Raw genomic sequence first — 23052 nt, forward strand, 5'->3', positions numbered from 1 at the left:
TAAATAAAATAGATAAAATGGAATGTAGAAAAAATGAGAAGTTGTGAACTGATATATATTTAAACGTAGCGAATGGGAATAGGAGCTAGAATAGCTGAAACTAGTTAAAATAGCTACTTCCAGATAGTGAAAATAAGAAATTGGCCGCAAAATGGCCGTATAATAGAAAAGCAGCCCTAAAAAGCTGCTTTTTTTATTTACTATAATTAATGAATTAAAATTATTGTTTTGATTATTTATTTCTTTATCAAAAGTGTTATAGATAAATATACTTATAGGATTATATTTGCTTTTTAGATATTTCAGTATTTTTTCTTTCTTTTCTACAAAAATACTCTTTTTTTCTCTCAAAATTAAAATCTTTACACATTATATTTGAATTTTTTCTAAATTCTTGTATATCAAATTCTAAATATCTTTCCTTTTCTTTTAAAGGAAAAATTAATTGAGTTCCATCATAATTATAAATAGTACTATTTCCTAAAAAGGTAGCCGATAAATTATTATTCACTTCTTTCCCAACACGATTACAAAGAATAATTGGAGTTAAATTCTCAATAGCTCTTATTTTATAAATTTCATATGTTGTTACTCCACCAAAATTACCCGAAATAAAAATTAAATTAGCTCCTAAGTCTATTTGTTCTCTTGATATCTCTGGGAACCATACATCAAAACATACTTGAAGACCTATACTTACTCCTTGAACTTCAAAAACTTTATTTTCTTTTCCAGTTTCAAAAAAATTCTTTTCAAAATCAGTTAAATGAATCTTTCTATATGTTCCAATTAAATATCCTTTATCTATTACAATAGCAGAGTTATATATTTTATCTCCATCTTTTTCAGCTACTCCAACTATTACAGATTTTTTATTTTCTAATGTTATATTTTTCAACTTATTTATTAAGATATTTTTTTCTAATTCTGTAGCTATAGAAAAAAGTTCTTCTCTATTGTTATAAAGATATCCCCTATCTGAGAGTTCAGGTAAAATAAATATATCAGCATTATTATTAGAAATTATTTTTGAAATTTTAATAATATTTTCATTTATATCCTTACAAATATTTATTTGTAAAATTCCTATTTTCATAAACTCTCCTTTCTATTTTTTATGATTATATTATACCATATTCAAAAAATATTACTATATTTATAATCAAAACATATACTTATTGATAAATTTTTGAATTATTTTATTAATTTATAATAGAATTTAAAATAATTTGAAAAAATAAATTATAAATCCCAAGGAATAATTCTTATTTCAGTTCCTTTTGAATGTTCAATAATTTTGTTTATAATCGATCCCTTAAAAAATGTAGTTAATTTATTTCTCTTACTATGTCCTAAAACTATTTGAGTAATTCTTTTCTCTTCTGAGAATTTTAATATTTCTTTTACTATATTTTTTCCTTGCAATCTTATTGTCTCTGCACCTAAATTTCTAGCTAGTTCCTCATGCTTTTCAATAATTTTCCAATCTTCTAAAGAATAACCTTTTGATAAAAGACTTTTTTCTTCTACACATATTACATAAAATTCACATCTATATCTTTGAGCAATTCTTGCTCCATATCTAATTACTTTACTAGCTTTAGGACTTGATGAGATTGATACTAAAACTCTCTCTGTTGTGTGCCAGTTTGTTTTGATATTTTTATTATTCATATATTCGTTAAGATTATTATCTACTTCTTGAGCTATTTGACGAAGAGCAATTTCTCTTAAAGCACTTAAATTTCCTTTTCTAAAGAAGTTTTTTAAAGCTTGTGAAACAGTATTTAGATTATAAATCTCTCCTCTCTCTAATCTTTCTTTTAAACTTTCAAAAGATATATCTATAACTTCTACTTCATCAGCTTGTGTTAATACTGTATCAGGAATAGTTTCTTTTACTACAATACCTGTAATAGTTTGTACCACATCATTCAAACTTTCAAGATGTTGAATATTTACTGTAGTATGTACATTAATTCCTGCATCTAAAATTTCTAAAACATCTTGATATCTTTTTTCATTCTTACTTCCTTTCATATTAGTATGGGCAAGTTCATCTATTAAAACAATATCTGGATGTCTTTCAATTATTTTTTTTACATTTACCTCTCTATATATTTTTCCTGCATATTCAATGTCTTTTGTAGGAATTTGTTCTAAAATACCTATTTGTTCAGTAGTAGCTTTTCTATCATGAGGTTCAATATAACCTATACATATATCTTCTCCTCTTTTTACTCTGATATTAGCTTCTCTAAGCATAGTATAAGTTTTACCTACTCCTGGAGAATATCCTAGATATATTTTTAATTTCCCTCTTTTTTCTTTGTTATAGATTTTTAATGCCTCTTCTGGAGTAAGTCTCTTTTTTTCTTCTGACATATCTCTTTCTCCTTTTTTATTTTTTAATTTATTAATCAATATATAAAAACTCAAGAATAACAATATAATAAAAGCTATTCTTGAGTTATAATTTTTTATTAATTTTCTAAATTTTGTGATTTAATAAATTTAAAATCTCTAATTATTCTTAAAATAGAATAAAAAACTACTATAAATTCAAGTCTACCTAAAAACATCATTATAGTTTCTATAATAAGAACTAGATTAGGGGCATTTGGAGACGTAATTCCTATTGATAACCCTACTGTACTCAAACAAGAAGCTATTTCAAATATACTCTCTCTCATACCATAGCCATGAGCCATAAGAATAATTACAGAGATAATAAACATAATCATATATATAGTAGTTATAGAACAAACTTCTATAATATGTTTATCAGAAATATAAAACTTTCCATCAGCTCTATTTACTGAATACTCTTTTACAACATTTCTAGGAAACACATAACTTTTTATATTCCACCATAAAGATTTAAATAAAATATAGACTCTATATTGCTTAATACCTCCAGCAGTAGAACCAGTTCCTCCTCCTATTATCATCATTAAAACTAATATAAATATTCCAAAATCATTCCAATCGGTATAACCGACAGTAGAAAATCCTGTAGTAGATACAGCAGAGATAATTTCAAATACAGCTACTCTAATACTTTTAGATAAACTTTCAAACATATCTTTAGTAGTAAAAAATAATGTTAATGGAATAGATAAAGAAAACATAAATAACATAGTTTTAAACTCTCCTATTCTTAAAAACTCTTTAACTTTTCCTTTCCAAAGTATAGCATGAGCAGCAAAGTTAATAGTTCCTAACACCATAAGTATAATTGTAATAAGCTCTATTGTTGTACTATTGTAATATCCAATACTTTCATATTTAGTTGAAAATCCTCCTGTAGATACAGCAGCAATAGAATGATTGATAGCATCAAATATAGGCATTCCAGCTAAAACATATAAAATAATTCCACCTATAATATAGCTTACATAGATTATCATTATCATCTTAGTAGTTTTTCTTATATTTGGTACTAATTTATCTGAACGAGCCTCTGCATTATAAAGCCCTACCCCATGTGGACCAATGATAGCAGAGAGCATAATTACCACAAGACCAACTCCACCAAGAAACTGCATAACACTTCTCCAAAGTAAAACCATATGGGTAGTCTCTCTTACATCCACAACTGATAGCCCTGTTGTAGTATATCCACTTACCACTTCAAACATAGCTTGTACAAAATTAAGTTGTCCTGATATTACAAAAGGAAGAGATGATAAAATTAAAGTAGTAATCCATGATAATAATACTACTATTCCTCCTTCTTGAATAGACATAGTAACATTTGTTTCTTTAGCAACAAATCTTTTTAGATTAAATCCTATTACAGCAGTAAAAAAAGCAGTAGCTATAAAGGCGAAAATCTCTAACTTTTTATATGAAAAAAAAGGAATAGTAAGTAATGGAGTAAGCATTGCTATGCTTACTCCTAAAAGTATTACCCCTGTATATCCTAATATCAATTTATATCTACTCTTTAAAATCTCTACTCCTTTCATTATTTATCACCTGATAATATACTAAAAAGTTTTCTTTGTTCAGTAGGTAATGAGAGAATAATTAATTTATCATCATAATAAATTTTAGTATCTCCTCTAGGAATAACAGCTTCTTCTTTTCTAATTATACAACCTATAATAGCACTATTTGGAATTTTTATTTCACTTAACATTTTTCCAATTACAGGAGAAGTTTCTGTAATTTTTATTTCAAATATAGATAATTTACCTTCATCTAATGAAATAAGATTAGTAATCTCTTCAATTGAGATCTTTTGTTCTATCATAGAAGAGATTATATTAACTGTACTTATAATTGTATCAAGTCCAAGTTTTTTAAATATTTCTACATTTTTAGGGTCATTTACTATAGCAAAAGTTCTAGCTACTCCATATAATTCTTTTGCCATTTGACATATTATTAAATTATCAGGGTCATGTTGAGTTAAAGCTATTACTATATTTGCATATATTGCTCCAGCATCTTCTAAGATAGTTGGTTTAGTAGCATCTCCGTAAACTACTTCTATCTCTTCGTGTTCTTTAGAAAATTTTCTACAAATTTCTTTATTATTTATAATTAAAGTAACATGATGTCCTTTAGATATAAAAGATTTTATTAAAAAATGTACTTCCTTTCCTTCTCCAACTATTATTATATTCATATCAAAACTCCTTATTATAAATCTTTTATATTAAATTTTTAAATTTTTCTACAGATAAAAGAGTTGGACTTATTGTTTCTATTCCATATTTTTCATAAATCTTATGTTTTGTTGGGTCAAATACTCTAGCTATAACTGTTGGAACTTTATATATTTTCTTAGCTATCTGAGCTATCATAATATTTGTATTATCATTATTAGTAGCAGCTAATAATATAGCAGCCTTTTCTATGTTAGCACTTTTTAAGGTATCTTCATCCATTCCATCAGCTTCTATTGTAAAACCGCTAAAGTTTTCAGTGAGAAGATTAAAATTATCTTCATTTTTATCTATTATCACTACACTTTTTCTTTTACTTGAAAGATATTCAGCTACATTAGAACCAAAACGACCACACCCTATTATTATTACATAATCATTTTCTATTTTACTCATATTCTTCTACCCCAATTTAATATCGTTTATTATTGATTCTAATTCTGTAATTCTATCAAGATTACTATTAGCTGGTTCATATGATGGGTCTAAAGCTAAAGCTGCTCTATAATATTTTTGTGCTTCATCAACATTTCCTTTATATTCTTCAATTACTCCTAAAAGGTTATGGGTATCTGGAAGTCCAGGTTCTTTACTAATTGCTATTCTAAGTGCTTCAATGGCTTTATCAAATTTTTTCTCTATAATATTAAGCTTAGCAAACTCAATGTATTCTTCAAAAGTATTAAGTTTATCCTCTTGTAAATTTTCTCTTGAAAAAACTTTAGCTACTAAAGCTTTTATTTGGTCTGGAGTAAAAGGTTTACTAATAAAATCAATAGCATTTAATTTAATAGCAGTAACAGCTTCTTTTATAGTTCCATAAGCTGTCATCATTATTACATTACTTTTATTTTCATTTTCTCTCAATTCTTTTAAAACTTCCATTCCTGTTTTTCCAGGCATTTTAATGTCTAAAAGAATTAAATCATATATTTTTTTTTGATTTAAAAGAATATCTAGTCCTTCTTCTCCATTAATAGCTGTATCTACCTGATATCCTTCAGATTCAAGACAATAAGTAAGAGTCATTCTTATATTTCTTTCATCATCTATTATTAATATTTTTTTCTTTTCCATTTTTTTCACCTCTATAATTTTTTATATTAGTTATATATTAAAATTTAAAAAATTAATTTTTTTTACATTTAAGAGAAAAATAAAAAGTACTTCCTTTTCCTAATTTACTATCTACCCAAATTTCTCCGTTATGATTTTTTATAATTTCTTTACTTATAGAAAGTCCAAGTCCTGTTCCTTCTATTTTACCGTCGTTAGATACTTTAACTTGAATATATTTATTAAATATTTTTTCAAGTTGGTCTTGAGGAATACCTCTTCCTTCATCTTTTACAGCAACTACTAAATTCTCATCTTTTTTAAATGCTTCTACTAATATATGATTAGGTTCTCCTTCCTTTCCATATTTTATAGCATTCCCTATAAAATTAGTTAAAACTACACTAATCTTATTAAAATCTGCTATTACTGGTGTAGAATTATCTATATTTCCTAATTCTAAAGTGACATTTTTATTTTCACAAAGATTTCTTAAAGGTTTTATAGCAAAATCTATAATTTTTTTAATATCACACTCTTGGAAATTCATAGGAGTTTTTCTAGACTCTAGTCTTGATAAATCCAATAAATCTTTTATAAGTAATTTTAATCTATCGTTATCCAATTTAATTGCAGTAACAAGTTCTTTTTGTATATCATTTAATTCTCCAATACTTTTATCAGATAAAAGCTCTACAGCCATACCTATTGAAGTAAGTGGAGTTCTAAATTCATGAGAAACAGTAGAAACAAAATTATCTTTCATTTGGTCTAATTCTTTAGCTTTTGTAATATCTTGAAGAAGAATTACTATTCCTAGTCTTTCTCCATTCTTACTTATTATAGAATTAATAAATACCTTACAATATGTAATTAATTCTCCTTTATTTAGAGATATTTCTAATTGTTTCATTGTAGATTTTATCTCATCATTATTAAGAATTTCCTGTACACTATCATAAATTTTTTTATTATTTATAGCATGTAAGAAAGGTTGTTTTAAAAGCTCTTTTTCTTCAATATTTAAAAGTTCTTCTGCAGCTCTATTTACTAAAATTATATTATTTTCCATATCAGTTACTATAATTCCATCACTTATACTTTCTACAATAGCTTCAGCTTTTCTTTTTTCAGTCATTAGTCTTTTTATATTGATAGTTTTATATTTTTCCAACTTTTGTGCCATTTGGTTGAATGCTAATCCCATTTTACTAAATTCTTTATCTAAATTTTCAGGGATTCTTTGTGAGTAATCTTCACTAGATACTCCTTCTATTTTTTCTACAAAAATATCAAATTGTTTTAATATTTTAGCAATAAGATAGCTTATTATAAAAACACCTAGAATTATTATAGAAATTGATGCTATAAATGTAAATATTACTGCTTTTTGAGCTGTAATACTAGCTTTATCTCTTTTAATTAACATAGCATTTTGATTAACACTTACTAAATCTTTAGATAATTTTTTTATATTTTCAAATTTTGGAAAAATTTTCTTAAAATAATATTCAGATTGTTTTTCCTTTAAAAATAAAAAATTATTAAATTCTTCAACATAATCCCCATATTCTTTAGCTATTTGATTTACTATTTTACTTTCTCCTTGTTCAGTTATATTATTTTGGGCATCTTTTAAAGCAACTAAAAATTCTTTTTTATTAATTGTAAAATTTTTTATATACCCTCTTTCTTTAGTAAATAAATATGAAAGCTGTAAACTATCTTGTCTTTCAATAGATGCAATCATTTTTTGAGCTGCTACAATACTTTTATAATTAGAATCTAATATTCTTTCAATCGAATTATTAAGTCTTCTAAAATTGATAACAGACCAAATACTATTGATACTTATAGTAAATAAAAAGACAATAAATATCAAAAAAATCCTAGATTTGACACTTTTAATATACATATTTACTTCCCTCTAAAACAGTTTTAAGTTATAATATTCCCTCTAGCTTGTAAAAAAAATAACACCACAACAAAAAGTCATGGTGTTAATACACAATGCATGGCTCTTTTCAACGCTGACGAGGTTAGCTGTCGGGCTCGGATTGAAAAGTATCCTATTCTCAATTGAGAAATACGCCCCAAGAAGGTTGGGTCCCCCGCTCTATTTTTATCCTAAAAATAGATTAAGCAAATGGTAATATTCTTTTTACAATTCTGATTATACTACTAACGAATAAAAAGTCAAGATTTTTTTAACGATAAATAAATTTTATTTTAAAAATATTTTAAAAAATTATTTTTTCTTGACATTCATATAAAAAAGTGATAGGATTCAAAATCATAAAACAAACCTCTAGCTAATTAAGATATATTTTATCAAACTAATTAATTATAATTTAAGTTTATTCTGATATTTATTTATCTGAGTTAATTTATGAAGGGGATTTATTCTGAAAATTTATACCTAAGTAATAAACTGTTTTAGATACTTTATATAAAAGTATTGAAAAGCAGTTTTTATTTTACCTTTTTTTCTAAAAAATAGTATTTTTATATAAAAAATACTTAAAAATAAACATTTAGGAGATGAGATTAATGAAAATTTTAATATGTTTTATTTTAGCAATTTTTATTACTGCTCTTAAAATTAATATTTTCTGTTAATACTAGTTAGTTCAAAGGAGGAAATTATCATGAAAATTTTAACTTTTTCTATATTGCTATCAGTTTTAATTATTAAATTTGTTGTTTTCTGTTAGTAGCAAATTTAAAAATAAATTTATATTGAGACAGATATTTGTTGAGGGAGGAATTATGTATATTTTGGGAACTATTGTATTTTTATTATTTATCTATTTATTTTATGTACTTTTTAATCCAGATAAATTTTAAGGAGGAATATTTATTATGACTTTATTTAATTTATTTCTTTATCTATTGGCATTTATCTTATTGATAATACCAGTTGGTAAACATCTTGCAAAAATAATTATGTATGAGAAAACTATAGGAGAAAAAATTTTCTCGGTAATTGAAGCTCCTATTTTCAAACCAATAAAATGTACTTGTGAAAATATGAGTTTAAAAAATTATATTCTATCATTCTTAGTAGTTAACTTAGTAATGTACTGTTTAACCTATGGAATTTTAACTATGCAAGGGAATTCACCTTCACTTGCTTTCAACACAGCAATAAGTTTTATTACTAATACAAATCTACAACACTACTCTGGTGAGTGGTTAAATGGAATAGCTTCAAGACTTGCTCTTATAAACTTAATGTTTACTTCAGCAGCAAGTGGTATGGCTATATGTATGGCAATTATTAGAGGAGTTATGGGAATTAGACTTGGTAATTTCTATGAGGATATAGTAAAATCTGTAACTAGATTATTACTTCCAGCTTCTATCATAGTGGGTGTAGGACTTGTACTTTGTGGTTTACCTCAAACATTTGATACACAAATAATAGTAAAAACTGTTGAAGACAAATATCAAGTTATACCCTTAGGACCAGCAGCAGCTTGGGAAGCAATCAAACACTTAGGAACTAATGGAGGAGGTCTTTTTTCATCAAACTCTACACACCCCTTTGAAAATATTTCATTATGGTCTAACTATATAGAGATGATGTCTATGATGATTTTCCCTGGAGCTACAACTGTTGCTTTTGGTATAGTTGCTAAGAATAAAAAACAAGGTTGGTATGTATTCTTATCAATATTTGTATTATTCTTAATCTCTTTCTTTATGATATATTACTTTGAACAGCAAGGTGCTCCTATATTTAAAGAGTTTGGAATTACAGGAATGAATATGGAAGGGAAAGAGGTAAGATTTGGACTAATAGCTTCTGCACTTTTCACTGATATAACTACTTCGTTTACAACAGGAAGTGTAAATAATATGCATGACTCGCTTACTCCAATAGCTGGAATGATGCCATTATGGAATATGATGCTTAACTGCATCTTTGGAGGTAAGGGAGTAGGATTTATGAATGTAATCATGTATATGATTTTAGGAGTATTCTTATGTGGGTTAATGGTTGGAAGAACTCCAGAGTTCTTTGGAAAAAAATTAGAAGCAAGAGAGATGCAAATTATTACTTTTTTAATTCTAGTACACCCAATTATTATACTTGTACCAAGTGCTATCTCATTAGTTACTGAGTTAGGATATGGAGGACTATCAAATCCTGGATTCCATGGAATATCACAAGTATTATATGAATATACTTCAAGTGCTGCTAACAATGGTTCTGGATTTGAAGGATTAGGAGATTCTACTACATTCTGGAATATCACAACAGGTATAGTAATGTTTTTAGGAAGATATATCAGTATGGTATTAATGATTGTAGTTGGATATTCATTATACAAGAAAAAATCTGTACCTGTTACAGAAACTACATTTAGAACTGATAACTTAACATTTTCATTTATCTTATTCTTTATAATATTAATAATAGGTGCTCTTACATTCCTACCTGCTTTAGCACTAGGACCTATTGCAGAACATTTGAGCATTTGGAGGTAATTCAATTATGAGTAAACATAAAGTAAAAGGTATAGATAGTGCCATTTTACATCAAGCATTTATAGATTCTTTTAAAAAATTAAATCCAAAGATACTTATTAAAAATCCAGTTATCTTTGTAGTTGAAATAGGATTCTTTTTAACACTTTTATTAACTATTCATCCAGCTATTTTTAGCGAGGCTGAAACGAATTTAAGAGTGTTTAATGCTATTATTTGTTTTATTTTATTTGTTACAGTATTATTTGCTAACTTTGCTGAGGCAATAGCTGAAGGAAGAGGAAAGGCTCAAGCTGATAGTTTAAAAAAGACTAGAAAAAATACAGTAGCTAATCTTTTAAAAGCTGATGGAACTACCACACAAGTAGACGCTGGTTCTCTTAAAAAGGGAGATATAGTTATAGTTAATACTGGAGAATTAATTCCTAGCGATGGTGTGGTAATTGAGGGGATTGCTTCTGTTGATGAGTCAGCAATCACAGGGGAGTCTGCTCCTGTTGTTAAAGAAGCAGGAGGAGATTTTTCTTCAGTAACAGGTGGTACTCGTGTAGTAAGTGATAAAATTAAAGTTAAAATTTCTGTATCTGCTGGAGAGTCATTCTTAGATAAGATGATTAACTTAGTAGAAGGTGCTGAAAGAAAGAAAACTCCTAATGAGATAGCTCTTAATACAGTACTTGTTGGACTTACATTGATATTCTTAGTTGTTATTGTTACTTTATTCCCTATGGGACTTTATGTAGGAGTACAACTTCCATTATCAACTCTTATAGCTTTACTTGTATGTTTAATTCCTACTACAATTGGTGGATTACTTTCAGCAATAGGTATAGCTGGTATGGATAGAGTTAATAAATTTAATGTTATTGCTATGTCAGGTAAAGCTGTTGAAACTTGTGGAGATATAAATACAATTATTTTAGACAAAACAGGAACTATTACATTTGGTAATAGACTTGCAAGTGAATTTATTCCTGTTGAGGGAGTAAGCAAAAAAGATATTATTGAATACTCTGTTATCTCTTCATTAAAAGATTTAACTCCAGAGGGACGTTCAATTGTAGAGTTAGGAAAAAAATTTGAATGTATTTTAGATGAGAAAGATTATGAAAAAGCTGAATTTTTAGAGTTTTCTGCTCAAACAAAAACAAGTGGAATTAATTTAACTGATGGTAGAAAAGTTAGAAAGGGTTCTGGTTCATCTATTAAGAAATTTGTAGAGGAACAAAATGGAACTGTGCCAAAAGACTTAGATGAGATTGTAGATAGAGTATCAAGACTTGGAGGAACTCCATTAGTACTTGCAGTGAACAATAAAGTTCTTGGGGTAATCTACTTAAAAGATACTGTAAAACCTGGTTTAAAAGAAAGATTTGATAACATTAGAAAAATGGGAATCAAAACTATCATGTGTACTGGAGATAACCCACTTACAGCTGAAACTATTGCTAGAGAAGCTGGTATAGATGAGTTTGTAGCAGAATGTACTCCTGAACAAAAATAGAAGTTATCAAAAGAGAGCAAGCTCAAGGTAAATTAATAGCTATGACAGGGGACGGAACAAATGACGCACCTGCACTAGCTCAAGCTGATGTTGGTATTGCAATGAATAGTGGTACAACAGCAGCTAAAGAGGCAGCTAATATGGTCGACTTAGATTCTGACCCTACTAAAATATTAGAAGTTGTAGAGATTGGAAAACAGTTATTAATAACTCGTGGAGCTTTAACTACATTTAGTATAGCAAACGATGTAGCTAAATACTTTGCTATTATTCCAGCTATGTTTATAGTTGCTATTCCTCAAATGGAAATTTTAAATATTATGAAACTTTCATCACCTGTAAGTGCTATTGTTTCAGCTCTTATATTTAACGCAATTATAATCCCATTACTTGTACCAATTGCTTTAAGAGGTGTATCTTATAAACCAATGAAAATTGAGATTATGTTACTTAAAAACTTAGCTATCTATGGAGTTGGAGGAATTTTAGCTCCATTCGTAGGAATTAAATTAATAGATATGATTATTACTCCAATGCTAAGAGCTTTAGGAATGTAATAATAGGAGGATATATAAATGGAAAGTAAATCTGAGATTTTGAAAAAAAGTGTATATATAACAATTGCACTATTTATATTAGCAATAGGTTATACTTGTGCAATAAATGGTTTTGCTCAAATATTTTTCAATCATAGTGCTAATGGAAGTATCATTATAAAAGATGGACAAGCAATAGGAAGTAAACATATAGGACAGATTTTTACCGATGCTAAGTACTTCCATGGAAGGCCATCAGCATATAACTACAACACTTATACCACAGAGGAGGAAGCTCAAGTGCTCCCAGCATCTGGAGGTACTAATTTAGGACTTAGCAATCCTACTTATACAGAGAATATAAAAGCTAATATAGAGAAATTATTAGTTGAAAATCCTGGATTAAAAGTTGAGGATATTCCTGTTGAAATGCTTACAGCTTCTGGTTCTGGACTTGACCCACATATCACAATACAAGGGGCAATGATACAAGTTGACAGAGTAGCTAAAGAAAATGGAATTGCTAAAGATGAAGTAGTAACTTTAATAAATAAAATAGCTCATAAAGGCATTGTTAATGTGTTAGAACTTAACTTAGCTTTAGAAGAATTAGCTAAATAAGTCACTACATATAAATTTATTTCATAAGTCAAAACTCTGAAAAAGCAACTAATATATTGGTTGCTTTTTCATTTGATTTTTACTTTCAAAGATATTACAAATTCATTTAACTAGCAATTATAAAGATAAGAAAAATACTTAATTTATAAATACTCAGATAATATATCTTTTAATTTAAAACTAAATATTTCTCTCTTTAAAACTGAAGAGCTAACTATGATTACTGAATTTAAAATAACAGTAAATTGCTTAAAGCATAGCTATAAATAATTAATAAAATATTTAAATGATGATAAATATAGTCCCTTAATGAAAGTTATTTGCTAAATACTCCTGATAGTTATCCTGTTCATTTAAGAATTCCTTTAAAAGAATATTTTAATTTTGATTTATATGTTAGTAAAGAAGAGTTTTTTAAAAACAATACTCCAGTTTTAACTAATAAATGGTAAAAAAGTATTAGGAGAGTTTATCTCTCCCAGTAATTATTTATTATTTGATACACTATTGAGCAAGTTCATCATACTAATATTAGCATTAGGATAAACATGTAAATAGGTATTTAGAGCAGTTTCTACTTTTTCATGACCAAGTCTTTACTTATAACAATTGGATTTATTCCTAAATGTATTAGTAAGATTACATGATTATGTTTTAGATTATGTAATCTTATCTTTTCAATATTTTCAGCTTTAGTTATTCTCTTCATTTCATGTTCAAATAAATGTTTAGTATATGGAAATAATCTATCTTGTGGTTGAAGTTGATAAAGTTTATTAATGTATTCTCTTGATAATCCAAAGACCTGTGAGAGGTAAAAAATTCTTGTAGTAATAGAATAGTAATAAAAATTTAAAATCTAAAAAAGACTATACCCAAAATTTTAATCTATAGAGGATGTATTTTTTATATCTAAATATTTAATAAAAATAAAATAGCCAAATTTATTGGCTATTTTACTAAGAGTTATTTTTCTATTTTTTTAAATTTTAGATTTTTTTCAATTAAAGCAAATACAGCTTCATGAGTTAAATTTTTTTGTCCTTTTAATGTTTCAAGGTACTCTTTTACAGCTTCATGCTCTTTTTTATGATATTTATTTATTATATAATGTACATCAGCTTCTTGGTTAAAATTTACATATTTATGTTCTTTCATTTAAAGTCAACTCCTATTTTTACTAAAACTTTTATTCTATTTTTTAATATTTATTATCCTTCTATTTGAATATATTTTTTTTCTTCTGCTAATTCTTTAGCTTCTTTTTTAAGAACTTCTAATTTAAGTAGTCCGTTTTCAAATTTTCCTTTAATATCTTCTTGAGTAATATTATCTCCAATATAGAAGCTTCTAGTAAATTGACCAGTATATCTTTCTTTTCTTATATATTTACCTTCTTTATCTTTTTCATCTTTATTTTCATTGTGTGCAGCTGTGACAATTAAGTAACCATTATTGATTTCAGCTTTAATATCTTCTTTATTAAAACCTGGAAGTTCAATTTCAAGAAGATAATTATCTTTAAGTTCTTTTATATCAGTTTTTCCAAAAGAACTTTGTTTTTTTAAATTATCTCCAAAAAAATCATCTTCAAAAACATCATCAATAAATCCTTTTCTAAAAATACTAGGCATTAACATATATACCATCTCCTTAATAAATATTATTTAAAATTTTTCAATTTTGATTATATGTTTTTAATACCTTCTCTTCATTTACAAATTAATTATACTCTTTTTTATTAGCAAAGTCAATAGATGAGTGCTAAAAATTTTAAAAATTTATTTAAGAATAAAAAACTCCCTTTTTAATTTAAAAGGGAGTTTTATCTCTAAAAGACTAAAATCTATGAAAATTTTTTTTTCGTATTTTAATTTTCTTTTTAATATTTTGATAACGTCTAAATTTATAATAAATTTGAGAAAAAGTTGATACCATAACTATTCCTAAAGTAATAGCTATAGTTACAAGTAGTGTATCAATTCCTCTTTGAGTAGCTTCAGGAATTTTATTTTCAACAAAATATGACATAGTAAAATATATTCCACTTCCAGGAACAAGGGGAATAAGACTAGCTATTAATGTTGAAGTAACAGGAGTTTTTAATACTCTTGCCATTATCTCAGAGTATATAGTTATTCCAATAGAAGATAAGAAAAAAGCTCCAGGTTCAGAAGTACCATTTGCTTTAAAGAAAATAAATATAACCCAACCAATAACTCCACCAATACTAGCTGCTATTAATTTTTTCCCTTTTAAGTTAAAAAGTATTCCAAAAGCAAATGTACTTCCAGCAGAGGCTAATATTTCAATAAAAGTTCTATTCATTATACACCTCCGAATTTTAAAATAATAAATAGAGCAATTCCTGTTCCAGATGCAAGAGCAGCTCCTATTAGAAAAGCTTCAGCAGCTCTAGATAAACCTGATAATAAATCTCCAGCAACTAAATCCCTAACAGCATTGGTAAGGGCTATTCCAGGAACTAGAAGCATAATAGTACCTATTGTAGAATAGGAAACAGTATTAGTAAAACCTATCTTAAAGCTTATATAAGATGATAATGTACAAATAAATCCACCTAATATATTAATAAAAAAGTTATTAGCTTGTAGCTTGTTAGCAAGATTAGATATTACAAAAATGATTCCTCCACCAATAGAAGCACTGAGAGCATCATGTAAATTTCCACCACCCAAAAGAGCAAAGAAAAAAGCACCTCCACAGTAAGCAGAGAAATATATAGAATTTTTATAAGGGACTTCATGCTCTATACAGTGTAATTTCTCACTAAATTCTTCAAAGGTATATTTTTTTATATCTCTAACAAGTTGATTTATAGAGTGTATTTTATTTAAATTTGTAGTTCTCGATTGGACTCTTTCAACAGAGCAGAAAATCTTACCTTGGTAATTTCTAACAGAGGTAATGATGCAAGTAATAGATACAAAACATTGAGCATTAAGACCGTAATGTTTGCATATTCTAGAGATAATATCCTCAACTCTATAAGTCTCAGCCCCGCTTTGTAAGGCAATTTTACCAGTTAAATTAGCTAATGTTAAAATCTTGTTTTCATTTTCCATGTTTCCCCCAAAATTAAAATAGTTTATTTAAACATTTCTAAAACTACTTTTGAATAATTACCATCATCATCATGAGCAATGAGAGGAGATAATACTCTAAGTCCAGAGTTTCCATTTTTAACTCCTTCTATTAAGAGGATTTTTCCTTCTTTTTCTAGTTTTGTATAGCAAAATTGAATTCTTTTAGGTTCAAGAGAGTATTTTTTCATAGTTTCAATAATATCGATAAGCCTATCAACTCTATGAACCATAACAAAATATCCTTTATCCTTTAAAAGATTAGATGCTGTTTCTATTAAAGAGTTTAAGTTTATAGAGATTTCATGTCTGGCTAATGAAAGTTGATCTAAATCATTTAATTGTTTTTCTTCTCCATGAAACCTAAAAAAAGGTGGGTTAGTTACAACTAAATCAAAATATCCCTTTCTAAAATATTTATTCCAATTTTTCATATCGTCATTAATTATTTCTATTTGTTCTTGTAAATTATTTAATTCAATATTTCTTTTAGCTAAAGCACTAGATATACTCTGTATCTCTATCCCAGTAATTTTAGCTTTAGTTTTTTTAGAGAGAAAGAGTGGAATAACTCCATTACCAGTTCCTAAATCTATGATATTCTTTGTTGTTCTTGTTATTGTTGCAAACTCTGAAACAAGAAGAGAATCAATAGAAAAAGAAAAATGATCAGCTCTTTGTATAATTTTCATATCTTTTTGTAAAAGATTTATAATAGTTTCAAATTGTTTTCCATCATTCATAAAATAAATACCTCCTTAAAATATTATATCAAATTTAAAAAAATAATAAAAGAGGCTACTACAACTAAAAGTTGTAATAGCCTTGAATAAGGTTATGTAATAGTTAAAAATTATACAACTCCAATCATACCAAGAATAATAGTAACAACTAGTGCAATTATAGGGATTACACAAGTAACCATACCAATATCATTATATGAATCTTTATGAGTCATTTTAGTAACTGCTAGTAATGTTAACACTGCTCCACAATGTGGTAAAGAATCTAATCCTCCAGATGCTATAGTCGCTATTCTATGGAAGACTTCTATATTCATTCCGCTAGTAGCAGCTATTTGTATATATTGAGGAGCTAGAGCTTCAAGAGCTATTCCCATTCCTCCCGAAGATGAACCAGTTGCTCCAGCAAGTAAAGTTACTGCTAAAGCTTCTGAAATAAGTGGACTAGCTTTAAGACCTAAAAGTAAATCTGTTAATGTTTGGAACCCAGGGACTATTTTTACTACTCCACCGAATCCAACAGCAGCAGCAGTATTTAAAATTGCAATAACAGCTCCATTTGCTCCATCATTAAGAGCTTTTGTAAAAAGATTAGATTTTTTTAAATTTAGAATAACAACAGCAATATTACCACAAAGTAAAGATAAAATACTAGCTGGAGTAATAGCCATACCTATTTTACTTAAAATATATAAAGAGATTACTACTACTAAAAGAGGTAAAATTGAAAGATAAGCATTAGGTAATTCTATATTTTGCTCAACTATTTCTCCTTCAGGTTCCGTAAATGTTTCTCCATTTTTTATTAATTTATTTTGCTGCCAAATAAGATAGAAATATCCACATCCTAGCATGATTAATCCACCAACTATACCTAATATAGGTGCAGCATATGGAGTTGTGTTAAAATATCTTCCAGCAATGATATTATTTAATTGTGGACTTCCAGGAAAAGCTGTCATAGTAAAAGTAAATGCACCAAGAGCTATAGCTCCAGGGATTAATCTTCTTGGTAAATTAGCTTCTCTGAATAAAGAGATTGCAAGAGGATAGATAGCAAATACAACTACGAATAAACTAACTCCACCATAAGTTAAAACAGCACAACTTACTATAACTGATAATAAAGCTCTTTTTGCTCCGATAAGTTTTACTAGAAGATGGGCAACAGCTTTAGCCGATCCAGTAACATCCATTAACTTTCCAAAAACTGCTCCTAAGAAAAACAGAGGAAACCAAGATTGTGTAAATGCAGCTAACGAACCCATATAGTTGATAATATATGAATCTAAAAGTTTATTTCCATCAAATCCAAAACCTAATAATGCAACAACTAGGGCTGAAACTGGAGCTACCCATATAATAGAGTATCCCCTATATGATAAAAAAACTAAAAGTATTAATCCAATTAGTATACCTAACATCAATTAACCTCCTTAAGTATTAAAATTTTAAAAAAGAAAAGAAAAAAGTTCAAAATGCATTGACATCTTACAATAAAATTTTATTTCAAAAAGAGATTAATGTAAAATATTAGTATTTCATAAAAAGTATGAAAAAAAGTCATATTATAGTTAAAAGTAGCAAGAATACTATCTTATTTAACTCATATTAAAGCTCAAAATTTTTAGTAAATTCAATAAAAAGTTTAATAGCTTTAGATACATATTTATCTTTTCTAACTATAAAAGCAATATTCCAAGGAAATCCTTCCTTGATATGTATAGCCTTTATATTTTTAGAATGAAATTTGCTTAAAATTGGCTTAGGTAAAATAGATATTCCTTGATTCAATGCTACCATTTCAGCAATAAAGTCCCACTGTGAGCTTGTACAAATAATATTAGGTTCAAAACCAGCTTCATTACATCTGATTTTTATTCTATCGTAAAGCATATAGGTTTCATTTAATGAGATTAATGGTTCATCTTTAATTTCTAGTAAAGATACCTCTTCCCTAGAAGCAAAAGGATGAGATTTATTAGCAACAACGACTACATCAGCAGAGAAAATAGGTGTAATATTAAATTCATCAGAAGAAAAAGGAAGAATAACAACACCAATATCAATTTCTCCATTATGTACTTTATCTTTTACAGTATTGGCTCCAGCTTCTATAATTTGTAAGTTTATAGAATGAAAATTATCTTTAAAACTTTTTATTATAGAAGTAAAGTAGATAGTACTTATAACTGGAGGAACCCCAACCTTAATTTTTCCTTTTTCTATACTAACACTATCTAATAGCATCTCAAGTTGTTCATTTATGACTTTAAGAGCAATTACCCCATTTTCATAAAGAAGCTGACCTTCAGGAGTGAGTTTAAAGTGTTTTGAAGTTCTATCAATTAAAGTTATATCTAACTCATTTTCAAAAGTTTTAATTGCTTTACTTAAGGCAGATTGACAAACAAAAAGATTTTTAGAAGCATTAGTAAAACTTTTTTCTTTTGCTACTTCGATAAAATAATTTAGAGATTTAATATTCATAAAGTCCCTCCCAACTAAAAAGAATTTTTTATTATATTATACAACAAAAAAAGATAGTATTTTAGATATTTTTTTCTCATTTTTTATATGAAAAAAAATCATATTAAAAAATAAAAGAACATTACTATAGAAAAGTAAAAATCTTAATTCTATGAAAAAAATCACAAAATATGTAATAGTTTCAAATCCTAAAAATAAAAAAGATAAAAAAAATGAAAAAAAACTTACTTGACATTCCTAAAATAAAAAACTAAAATTGTGGACAAAGAGAAGGATAAAGACAAAATGCCAGACTTAATCTCAAAAAATGATTAAGGAGTGAGAAATATGGCTAAATTTATAAAAGCAAATGAAGTACCAAAGTTAATAAAAGATGGGGCAGATGTGTTATTAGATGGATTTGTAACAATTGGTGTTCCAGAAGAAATCTATTATGAAATAGAAAAATCTTTTTTGGAAACTGGAAGTCCTAAAGATTTAAGAATTATGTTTGCTGCAGGTTTTGGAAATGCTAAAGCAGGAACAGGATTAAATAGATTTGCTCATAAAGGAATGATAAGAAGAGTAATAGGAGGACATTGGGGATTAGCTCCAGAATTAGGAAATTTAGCTAATGCAAATGAGCTAACAGGGTATAATTTTCCACAAGGAGTAATAGCTCAAATGTTTAGAGATATGGCAGCAAATAAACCAGGAACTATATCTCATGTTGGATTGGGAACATTTGTAGACCCAGAATTACAAGGGGGAAAAATAAACAGCATAACAACAGAGAATTTAGTTGAAAAATTGCATTTAAATGGAAGAGATGTATTATTTTTCAAAGGGCAAAAAGGAGATATAGCACTCTTAAAAGGAACAACTGCAGATTGTGAAGGAAATATCTCTCTAGAAGAGGAGCCATTATCACTTGAGATGCTATCAATAGCTACTGCTGTAAGAAATAATGGTGGTATTGTAATTGTTCAAGTAAAAAATAAGCTTGAAGATGGTTATGTTCAACCAAAAGATGTAAAAATCCCAGGGGTAATGGTTGACTATGTTGTTGTTGCAGAAAATAAAGAGTTTCATAAACAAACTTTAGTAGAGGAGTTTAATGAAAAGTTTGTGACTAGAAAAAAAGTAGAAAGTCATGAGGGAAAAAGTGTAGCACTAGATGAGAGAAAAATTGTTGCAAGAAGATGTGCAATGCTTTTAACTAGAGATAAGAAAATTTTAAATTATGGAATAGGGATGCCAGAAGTAATTGCAGATGTTTTAAATGAAGAAGGGCAAGAAGAATACTTTGTTCCAACAGTAGAACCAGGAGCAATAGGAGGAACACCTGCAGGTGGGGCTAATTTTGGAGCTTCAGTTTATCCAAGAGCAATAGTAGATCAGCCATATCAATTTGATTTTTATGATGGTGGAGGAATTGATGCTGCATTTTTAGGATTAGCTCAATGTGATAAATATGGAAATATAAATGTATCAAAATTTGGTCCTAAGATAGCAGGGTGTGGTGGATTTATAAATATTACTCAAAATGCTAAAGAGGTTGTATTTTGTGGAACATTTACTGCAGGAGGATTGGATATTACAGTAAGTGATAGAAAATTAGTAATAAAAAACGAAGGGAAAATAAAGAAATTTATATCAGATGTAGAACAAATAACATTTAGTGGAAATCTAGCAAAAGAAAATGGTAAAAAAGTAACCTATGTAACTGAAAGAGCAGTATTTGAATTGAGAAAAGAGGGAGTTACATTGGTAGAGATAGCACCTGGAGTAGATTTAGAAAAGGATATATTAGCTCAGATGGATTTTGCTCCAATAGTAGCAGATGATTTGAAATTAATGGATTCAAGAATATTTAGAGATGAGAAAATGGGATTAAAATTATAATAAATAATATTAAAATATCAGATTAAAAAGGAGGGAGTTATCCTATTAAAAATAAAATGGTTAGTTTTTTCATTGGACTAGATTAAAAATTGAGAATATTTAAATAAATATTAATATATTCTTGACATTGCAGCTAAATACTGATATAACTTATAATATAAGTCCTATGGCTAGACTACTTGTTTGTAAAAAGTTCAATAGATACTAATTTTTCCAAAAAATATTTTGTGATATTTTTCAAGAAAATAGGAATGTTTATAGTGAAAATTAGGAAATAATTGAACTAAAATAGTTGATATTTTATTTAATAGTGATAGCGGATTAAATATGAGATTTGAAGAATTAAAAGTAGGAATGAAAGCAGAGGTCTCAAAAACAATAACAGAAACAGATGTAGTATTATATGCAGGTATTACATTGGATGTTAATCCAGCACATTTAAATGAAGAACATGCTAAAAAAACTATGTTCAAGCATAGAATAGCACATGGAATGTTAACTGCTGGCTTAGTATCAGCAGTGCTAGGGACAAAACTTCCAGGAGAAGGAAGTATTTACATGGGGCAAGATTTAACTTTTACAGCTCCTGTATATTTTGGAGATACTATTACAGCAACAGCTGAAATTATAGAATTAATACCAGAAAAAAACAGAGTAATATTATCAACAATTTGTACAAATCAAGATGGAAAAGTAGTATTAAAAGGTCAAGCAAAAATAATGAAAAAGTAAATTTTTTGTAGGAGGATTAAAAGAATGGAATTTAATATGCCTAAGACACATGAACTTTTCAGACAAATGATAAGAGAGTTTGCTGAAAAAGAGGTAAAACCTCTAGCTGCTGAAGTAGATGAAGAAGAAAGATTTCCAATTGAAACAGTTAAGAAAATGGCTGAAATTGGATTAATGGGTATCCCTATTCCAAAAGAGTATGGAGGAGCTGGTGGAGATAATGTAATGTATGCAATGGCTGTAGAAGAGCTTTCTAGAGTTTGTGCAACAACAGGAGTTATTGTATCAGCACATACTTCACTAGGAACTTGGCCAATTTTAAAATTTGGTACTGAAGAGCAAAAACAAAAATATGTTCCAAAATTAGCTAGTGGAGAGTGGCTAGGAGCATTTGGATTAACTGAACCAAATGCAGGAACAGATGCTGCTGGACAACAAACTACTGCTGTTTTAGATGAAGCAACAAATGAATGGGTAATCAATGGTTCAAAAATATTCATAACAAATGCTGGATATGCAGATGTATATGTAATATTTGCTATGACAGATAAATCACTAGGATTAAAAGGAATATCTGCATTTATAATTGAAGCTGGAACACCTGGATTTACAGTAGGTAAAAAAGAGAAAAAACTTGGAATTAAAGGTTCTTCAACTTGTGAATTAATATTTGAAGATGCAAGAATTCCTAAAGAAAATTTACTTGGACAAATAGGAAAAGGATTTAAAATTGCTATGATGACTCTTGATGGAGGAAGAATAGGAATTGCTTCTCAAGCATTAGGAATAGCACAAGGTGCTTTAGATGAAACTGTAAACTATGTAAAAGAAAGAAAACAATTCAAGAGAGCAATAGCTCAATTCCAAAATACTCAATTCCAATTAGCAGACTTAGAAGTAAAAGTAGAAGCTGCAAGACTTCTTGTTTATAAAGCTGCATGGAGAGAAAGCAACAACCTACCATATACAGTAGATGCTGCTAGAGCAAAACTATTTGCTGCTGAAACTGCAATGGAAGTAACTACAAAAGCAGTTCAACTACACGGAGGATATGGATACACTAGAGAATATCCAGTAGAAAGAATGATGAGAGATGCTAAGATTACTGAAATCTATGAAGGAACATCAGAAGTTCAAAGAATGGTAATCTCTGGAAATCTTTTAAAATAGTTAACTTTAAATAATTTGAGAAATTGAAAGTTCAGGAATTAA

The 23052-nt window shown here is 27.7% G+C and carries 20 protein-coding genes, 1 pseudogene and 1 riboswitch; of the genes and pseudogenes, 7 read left to right on the top strand and 14 right to left on the bottom strand.

From position 1 onward, the window contains the following. Positions 1–280: 280 nt before the first annotated feature. The 7 genes from FMAG_RS04060 to FMAG_RS04090 form a co-directional block, all read right to left on the bottom strand. Positions 281–1096 (bottom strand): carbon-nitrogen hydrolase family protein, encoded by an 816-nt coding sequence (locus FMAG_RS04060; RefSeq protein WP_005884302.1) that lies wholly within the window; start codon positions 1094–1096, stop codon positions 281–283. Positions 1097–1242: 146 nt separating this feature from the next. Continuing rightward, on the bottom strand, positions 1243–2385 hold the full coding sequence (locus tag FMAG_RS04065; RefSeq protein ID WP_005884303.1) for a sensor protein KdpD: 1143 nt from the start codon (positions 2383–2385) through the stop codon (positions 1243–1245). A gap of 98 nt (positions 2386–2483) precedes the next feature. Continuing rightward, positions 2484–3971: a TrkH family potassium uptake protein gene (locus FMAG_RS04070; protein WP_005884304.1), complete on the bottom strand. Its 1488-nt coding sequence runs from the start codon at positions 3969–3971 to the stop codon at positions 2484–2486. Next, on the bottom strand, positions 3971–4636 hold the full coding sequence (locus FMAG_RS04075; protein WP_005884305.1) for a potassium channel family protein: 666 nt from the start codon (positions 4634–4636) through the stop codon (positions 3971–3973). Before FMAG_RS04075 ends, FMAG_RS04070 begins: the two co-directional genes overlap by 1 nt. A gap of 25 nt (positions 4637–4661) precedes the next feature. Beyond that, on the bottom strand, positions 4662–5072 hold the full coding sequence (locus FMAG_RS04080) for a potassium channel family protein (protein ID WP_005884306.1): 411 nt from the start codon (positions 5070–5072) through the stop codon (positions 4662–4664). A gap of 6 nt (positions 5073–5078) precedes the next feature. Next, entirely contained in the window at positions 5079–5753 is a 675-nt protein-coding gene (locus tag FMAG_RS04085) for a response regulator (protein ID WP_005884307.1), read from the bottom strand. A 52-nt stretch (positions 5754–5805) separates the two neighbouring features. Continuing rightward, positions 5806–7647 carry a HAMP domain-containing sensor histidine kinase gene (locus FMAG_RS04090; protein ID WP_005884308.1) on the bottom strand — a complete coding sequence of 614 codons (1842 nt, stop codon included), beginning with the start codon at positions 7645–7647 and terminating at the stop codon, positions 5806–5808. Positions 7648–7745: 98 nt separating this feature from the next. Beyond that, positions 7746–7887, bottom strand: a riboswitch (cyclic di-AMP (ydaO/yuaA leader). Between the two features lie 614 nt (positions 7888–8501). Here FMAG_RS04090 and kdpF point away from each other — a divergent pair. From kdpF to FMAG_RS04105, 4 genes and pseudogenes are all read left to right on the top strand, one after another. Further along, positions 8502–8579, top strand: a complete 78-nt coding sequence (gene kdpF / locus FMAG_RS14255) for a K(+)-transporting ATPase subunit F (protein ID WP_367268623.1) — start codon at positions 8502–8504, stop codon at positions 8577–8579. 15 nt (positions 8580–8594) lie between these two features. After that, on the top strand, positions 8595–10226 hold the full coding sequence (kdpA, locus tag FMAG_RS04095) for a potassium-transporting ATPase subunit KdpA (protein ID WP_005884310.1): 1632 nt from the start codon (positions 8595–8597) through the stop codon (positions 10224–10226). A 7-nt stretch (positions 10227–10233) separates the two neighbouring features. Beyond that, positions 10234–12287 (top strand): annotated as a pseudogene (gene kdpB, locus FMAG_RS04100) (potassium-transporting ATPase subunit KdpB). 18 nt (positions 12288–12305) lie between these two features. Beyond that, a complete protein-coding gene (locus tag FMAG_RS04105) occupies positions 12306–12887 on the top strand; it encodes a potassium-transporting ATPase subunit C (RefSeq protein ID WP_005884312.1) in 582 nt (193 codons plus the stop codon). 966 nt (positions 12888–13853) lie between these two features. Here the strand turns inward: FMAG_RS04105 and FMAG_RS04110 are convergent. From FMAG_RS04110 to FMAG_RS04140, 7 genes are all read right to left on the bottom strand, one after another. Then, positions 13854–14045 carry a hypothetical protein gene (locus FMAG_RS04110; RefSeq protein ID WP_005884314.1) on the bottom strand — a complete coding sequence of 64 codons (192 nt, stop codon included), beginning with the start codon at positions 14043–14045 and terminating at the stop codon, positions 13854–13856. A gap of 53 nt (positions 14046–14098) precedes the next feature. Beyond that, positions 14099–14527, bottom strand: a complete 429-nt coding sequence (locus FMAG_RS04115; RefSeq protein ID WP_005884316.1) for an Hsp20/alpha crystallin family protein — start codon at positions 14525–14527, stop codon at positions 14099–14101. 199 nt (positions 14528–14726) lie between these two features. Further along, entirely contained in the window at positions 14727–15215 is a 489-nt protein-coding gene (locus FMAG_RS04120) for a threonine/serine exporter family protein (RefSeq protein ID WP_005884318.1), read from the bottom strand. After that, the gene (locus FMAG_RS04125) at positions 15215–15973 is read right to left on the bottom strand and encodes a threonine/serine exporter family protein (RefSeq protein ID WP_005884320.1); all 759 of its coding nucleotides are present in this window, start codon (positions 15971–15973) and stop codon (positions 15215–15217) included. Before FMAG_RS04125 ends, FMAG_RS04120 begins: the two co-directional genes overlap by 1 nt. Before the next feature lie 23 nt (positions 15974–15996). Continuing rightward, entirely contained in the window at positions 15997–16734 is a 738-nt protein-coding gene (locus FMAG_RS04130) for a tRNA1(Val) (adenine(37)-N6)-methyltransferase (RefSeq protein WP_005884322.1), read from the bottom strand. Between the two features lie 110 nt (positions 16735–16844). Continuing rightward, entirely contained in the window at positions 16845–18158 is a 1314-nt protein-coding gene (locus FMAG_RS04135; RefSeq protein WP_005884324.1) for a GntP family permease, read from the bottom strand. Between the two features lie 187 nt (positions 18159–18345). Next, on the bottom strand, positions 18346–19224 hold the full coding sequence (locus FMAG_RS04140; protein ID WP_005884326.1) for a LysR family transcriptional regulator: 879 nt from the start codon (positions 19222–19224) through the stop codon (positions 18346–18348). A gap of 327 nt (positions 19225–19551) precedes the next feature. Here FMAG_RS04140 and FMAG_RS04145 point away from each other — a divergent pair, with 327 nt between their 5' ends. From FMAG_RS04145 to FMAG_RS04155, 3 genes are all read left to right on the top strand, one after another. Next, positions 19552–21108 carry an acyl CoA:acetate/3-ketoacid CoA transferase gene (locus tag FMAG_RS04145; protein ID WP_005884328.1) on the top strand — a complete coding sequence of 519 codons (1557 nt, stop codon included), beginning with the start codon at positions 19552–19554 and terminating at the stop codon, positions 21106–21108. Positions 21109–21435: 327 nt separating this feature from the next. Further along, a complete protein-coding gene (locus tag FMAG_RS04150; protein ID WP_005884330.1) occupies positions 21436–21840 on the top strand; it encodes a MaoC family dehydratase in 405 nt (134 codons plus the stop codon). A 24-nt stretch (positions 21841–21864) separates the two neighbouring features. Then, on the top strand, positions 21865–23010 hold the full coding sequence (locus tag FMAG_RS04155; RefSeq protein ID WP_005884333.1) for an acyl-CoA dehydrogenase: 1146 nt from the start codon (positions 21865–21867) through the stop codon (positions 23008–23010). Positions 23011–23052: the final 42 nt, after the last annotated feature.

This window comes from Fusobacterium mortiferum ATCC 9817 (assembly GCF_000158195.2).
Lineage (GTDB): Bacteria > Fusobacteriota > Fusobacteriia > Fusobacteriales > Fusobacteriaceae > Fusobacterium_A > Fusobacterium_A mortiferum.

Bases quoted from the DNA above. Each gene is read 5' to 3' on its own strand.
- FMAG_RS04090 (WP_005884308.1), bottom strand. From the start codon at position 7,647: ATGTATATTAAAAGTGTCAAATCTAGGATTTTTTTGATATTTATTGTC.
- FMAG_RS04065 (WP_005884303.1), bottom strand. From the start codon at position 2,385: ATGTCAGAAGAAAAAAAGAGACTTACTCCAGAAGAGGCATTAAAAATC.
- FMAG_RS04130 (WP_005884322.1), bottom strand. From the start codon at position 16,734: ATGAATGATGGAAAACAATTTGAAACTATTATAAATCTTTTACAAAAA.
- kdpA (WP_005884310.1), top strand. From the start codon at position 8,595: ATGACTTTATTTAATTTATTTCTTTATCTATTGGCATTTATCTTATTG.
- FMAG_RS04115 (WP_005884316.1), bottom strand. From the start codon at position 14,527: ATGTTAATGCCTAGTATTTTTAGAAAAGGATTTATTGATGATGTTTTT.
- FMAG_RS04080 (WP_005884306.1), bottom strand. From the start codon at position 5,072: ATGAGTAAAATAGAAAATGATTATGTAATAATAATAGGGTGTGGTCGT.
- FMAG_RS04145 (WP_005884328.1), top strand. From the start codon at position 19,552: ATGGCTAAATTTATAAAAGCAAATGAAGTACCAAAGTTAATAAAAGAT.
- FMAG_RS04135 (WP_005884324.1), bottom strand. From the start codon at position 18,158: ATGTTAGGTATACTAATTGGATTAATACTTTTAGTTTTTTTATCATAT.
- FMAG_RS04120 (WP_005884318.1), bottom strand. From the start codon at position 15,215: ATGAATAGAACTTTTATTGAAATATTAGCCTCTGCTGGAAGTACATTT.
- FMAG_RS04105 (WP_005884312.1), top strand. From the start codon at position 12,306: ATGGAAAGTAAATCTGAGATTTTGAAAAAAAGTGTATATATAACAATT.
- FMAG_RS04150 (WP_005884330.1), top strand. From the start codon at position 21,436: ATGAGATTTGAAGAATTAAAAGTAGGAATGAAAGCAGAGGTCTCAAAA.
- FMAG_RS04085 (WP_005884307.1), bottom strand. From the start codon at position 5,753: ATGGAAAAGAAAAAAATATTAATAATAGATGATGAAAGAAATATAAGA.
- FMAG_RS04060 (WP_005884302.1), bottom strand. From the start codon at position 1,096: ATGAAAATAGGAATTTTACAAATAAATATTTGTAAGGATATAAATGAA.
- FMAG_RS04070 (WP_005884304.1), bottom strand. From the start codon at position 3,971: ATGAAAGGAGTAGAGATTTTAAAGAGTAGATATAAATTGATATTAGGA.
- FMAG_RS04155 (WP_005884333.1), top strand. From the start codon at position 21,865: ATGGAATTTAATATGCCTAAGACACATGAACTTTTCAGACAAATGATA.
- kdpF (WP_367268623.1), top strand. From the start codon at position 8,502: ATGTATATTTTGGGAACTATTGTATTTTTATTATTTATCTATTTATTT.
- FMAG_RS04075 (WP_005884305.1), bottom strand. From the start codon at position 4,636: ATGAATATAATAATAGTTGGAGAAGGAAAGGAAGTACATTTTTTAATA.
- FMAG_RS04140 (WP_005884326.1), bottom strand. From the start codon at position 19,224: ATGAATATTAAATCTCTAAATTATTTTATCGAAGTAGCAAAAGAAAAA.
- FMAG_RS04125 (WP_005884320.1), bottom strand. From the start codon at position 15,973: ATGGAAAATGAAAACAAGATTTTAACATTAGCTAATTTAACTGGTAAA.
- FMAG_RS04110 (WP_005884314.1), bottom strand. From the start codon at position 14,045: ATGAAAGAACATAAATATGTAAATTTTAACCAAGAAGCTGATGTACAT.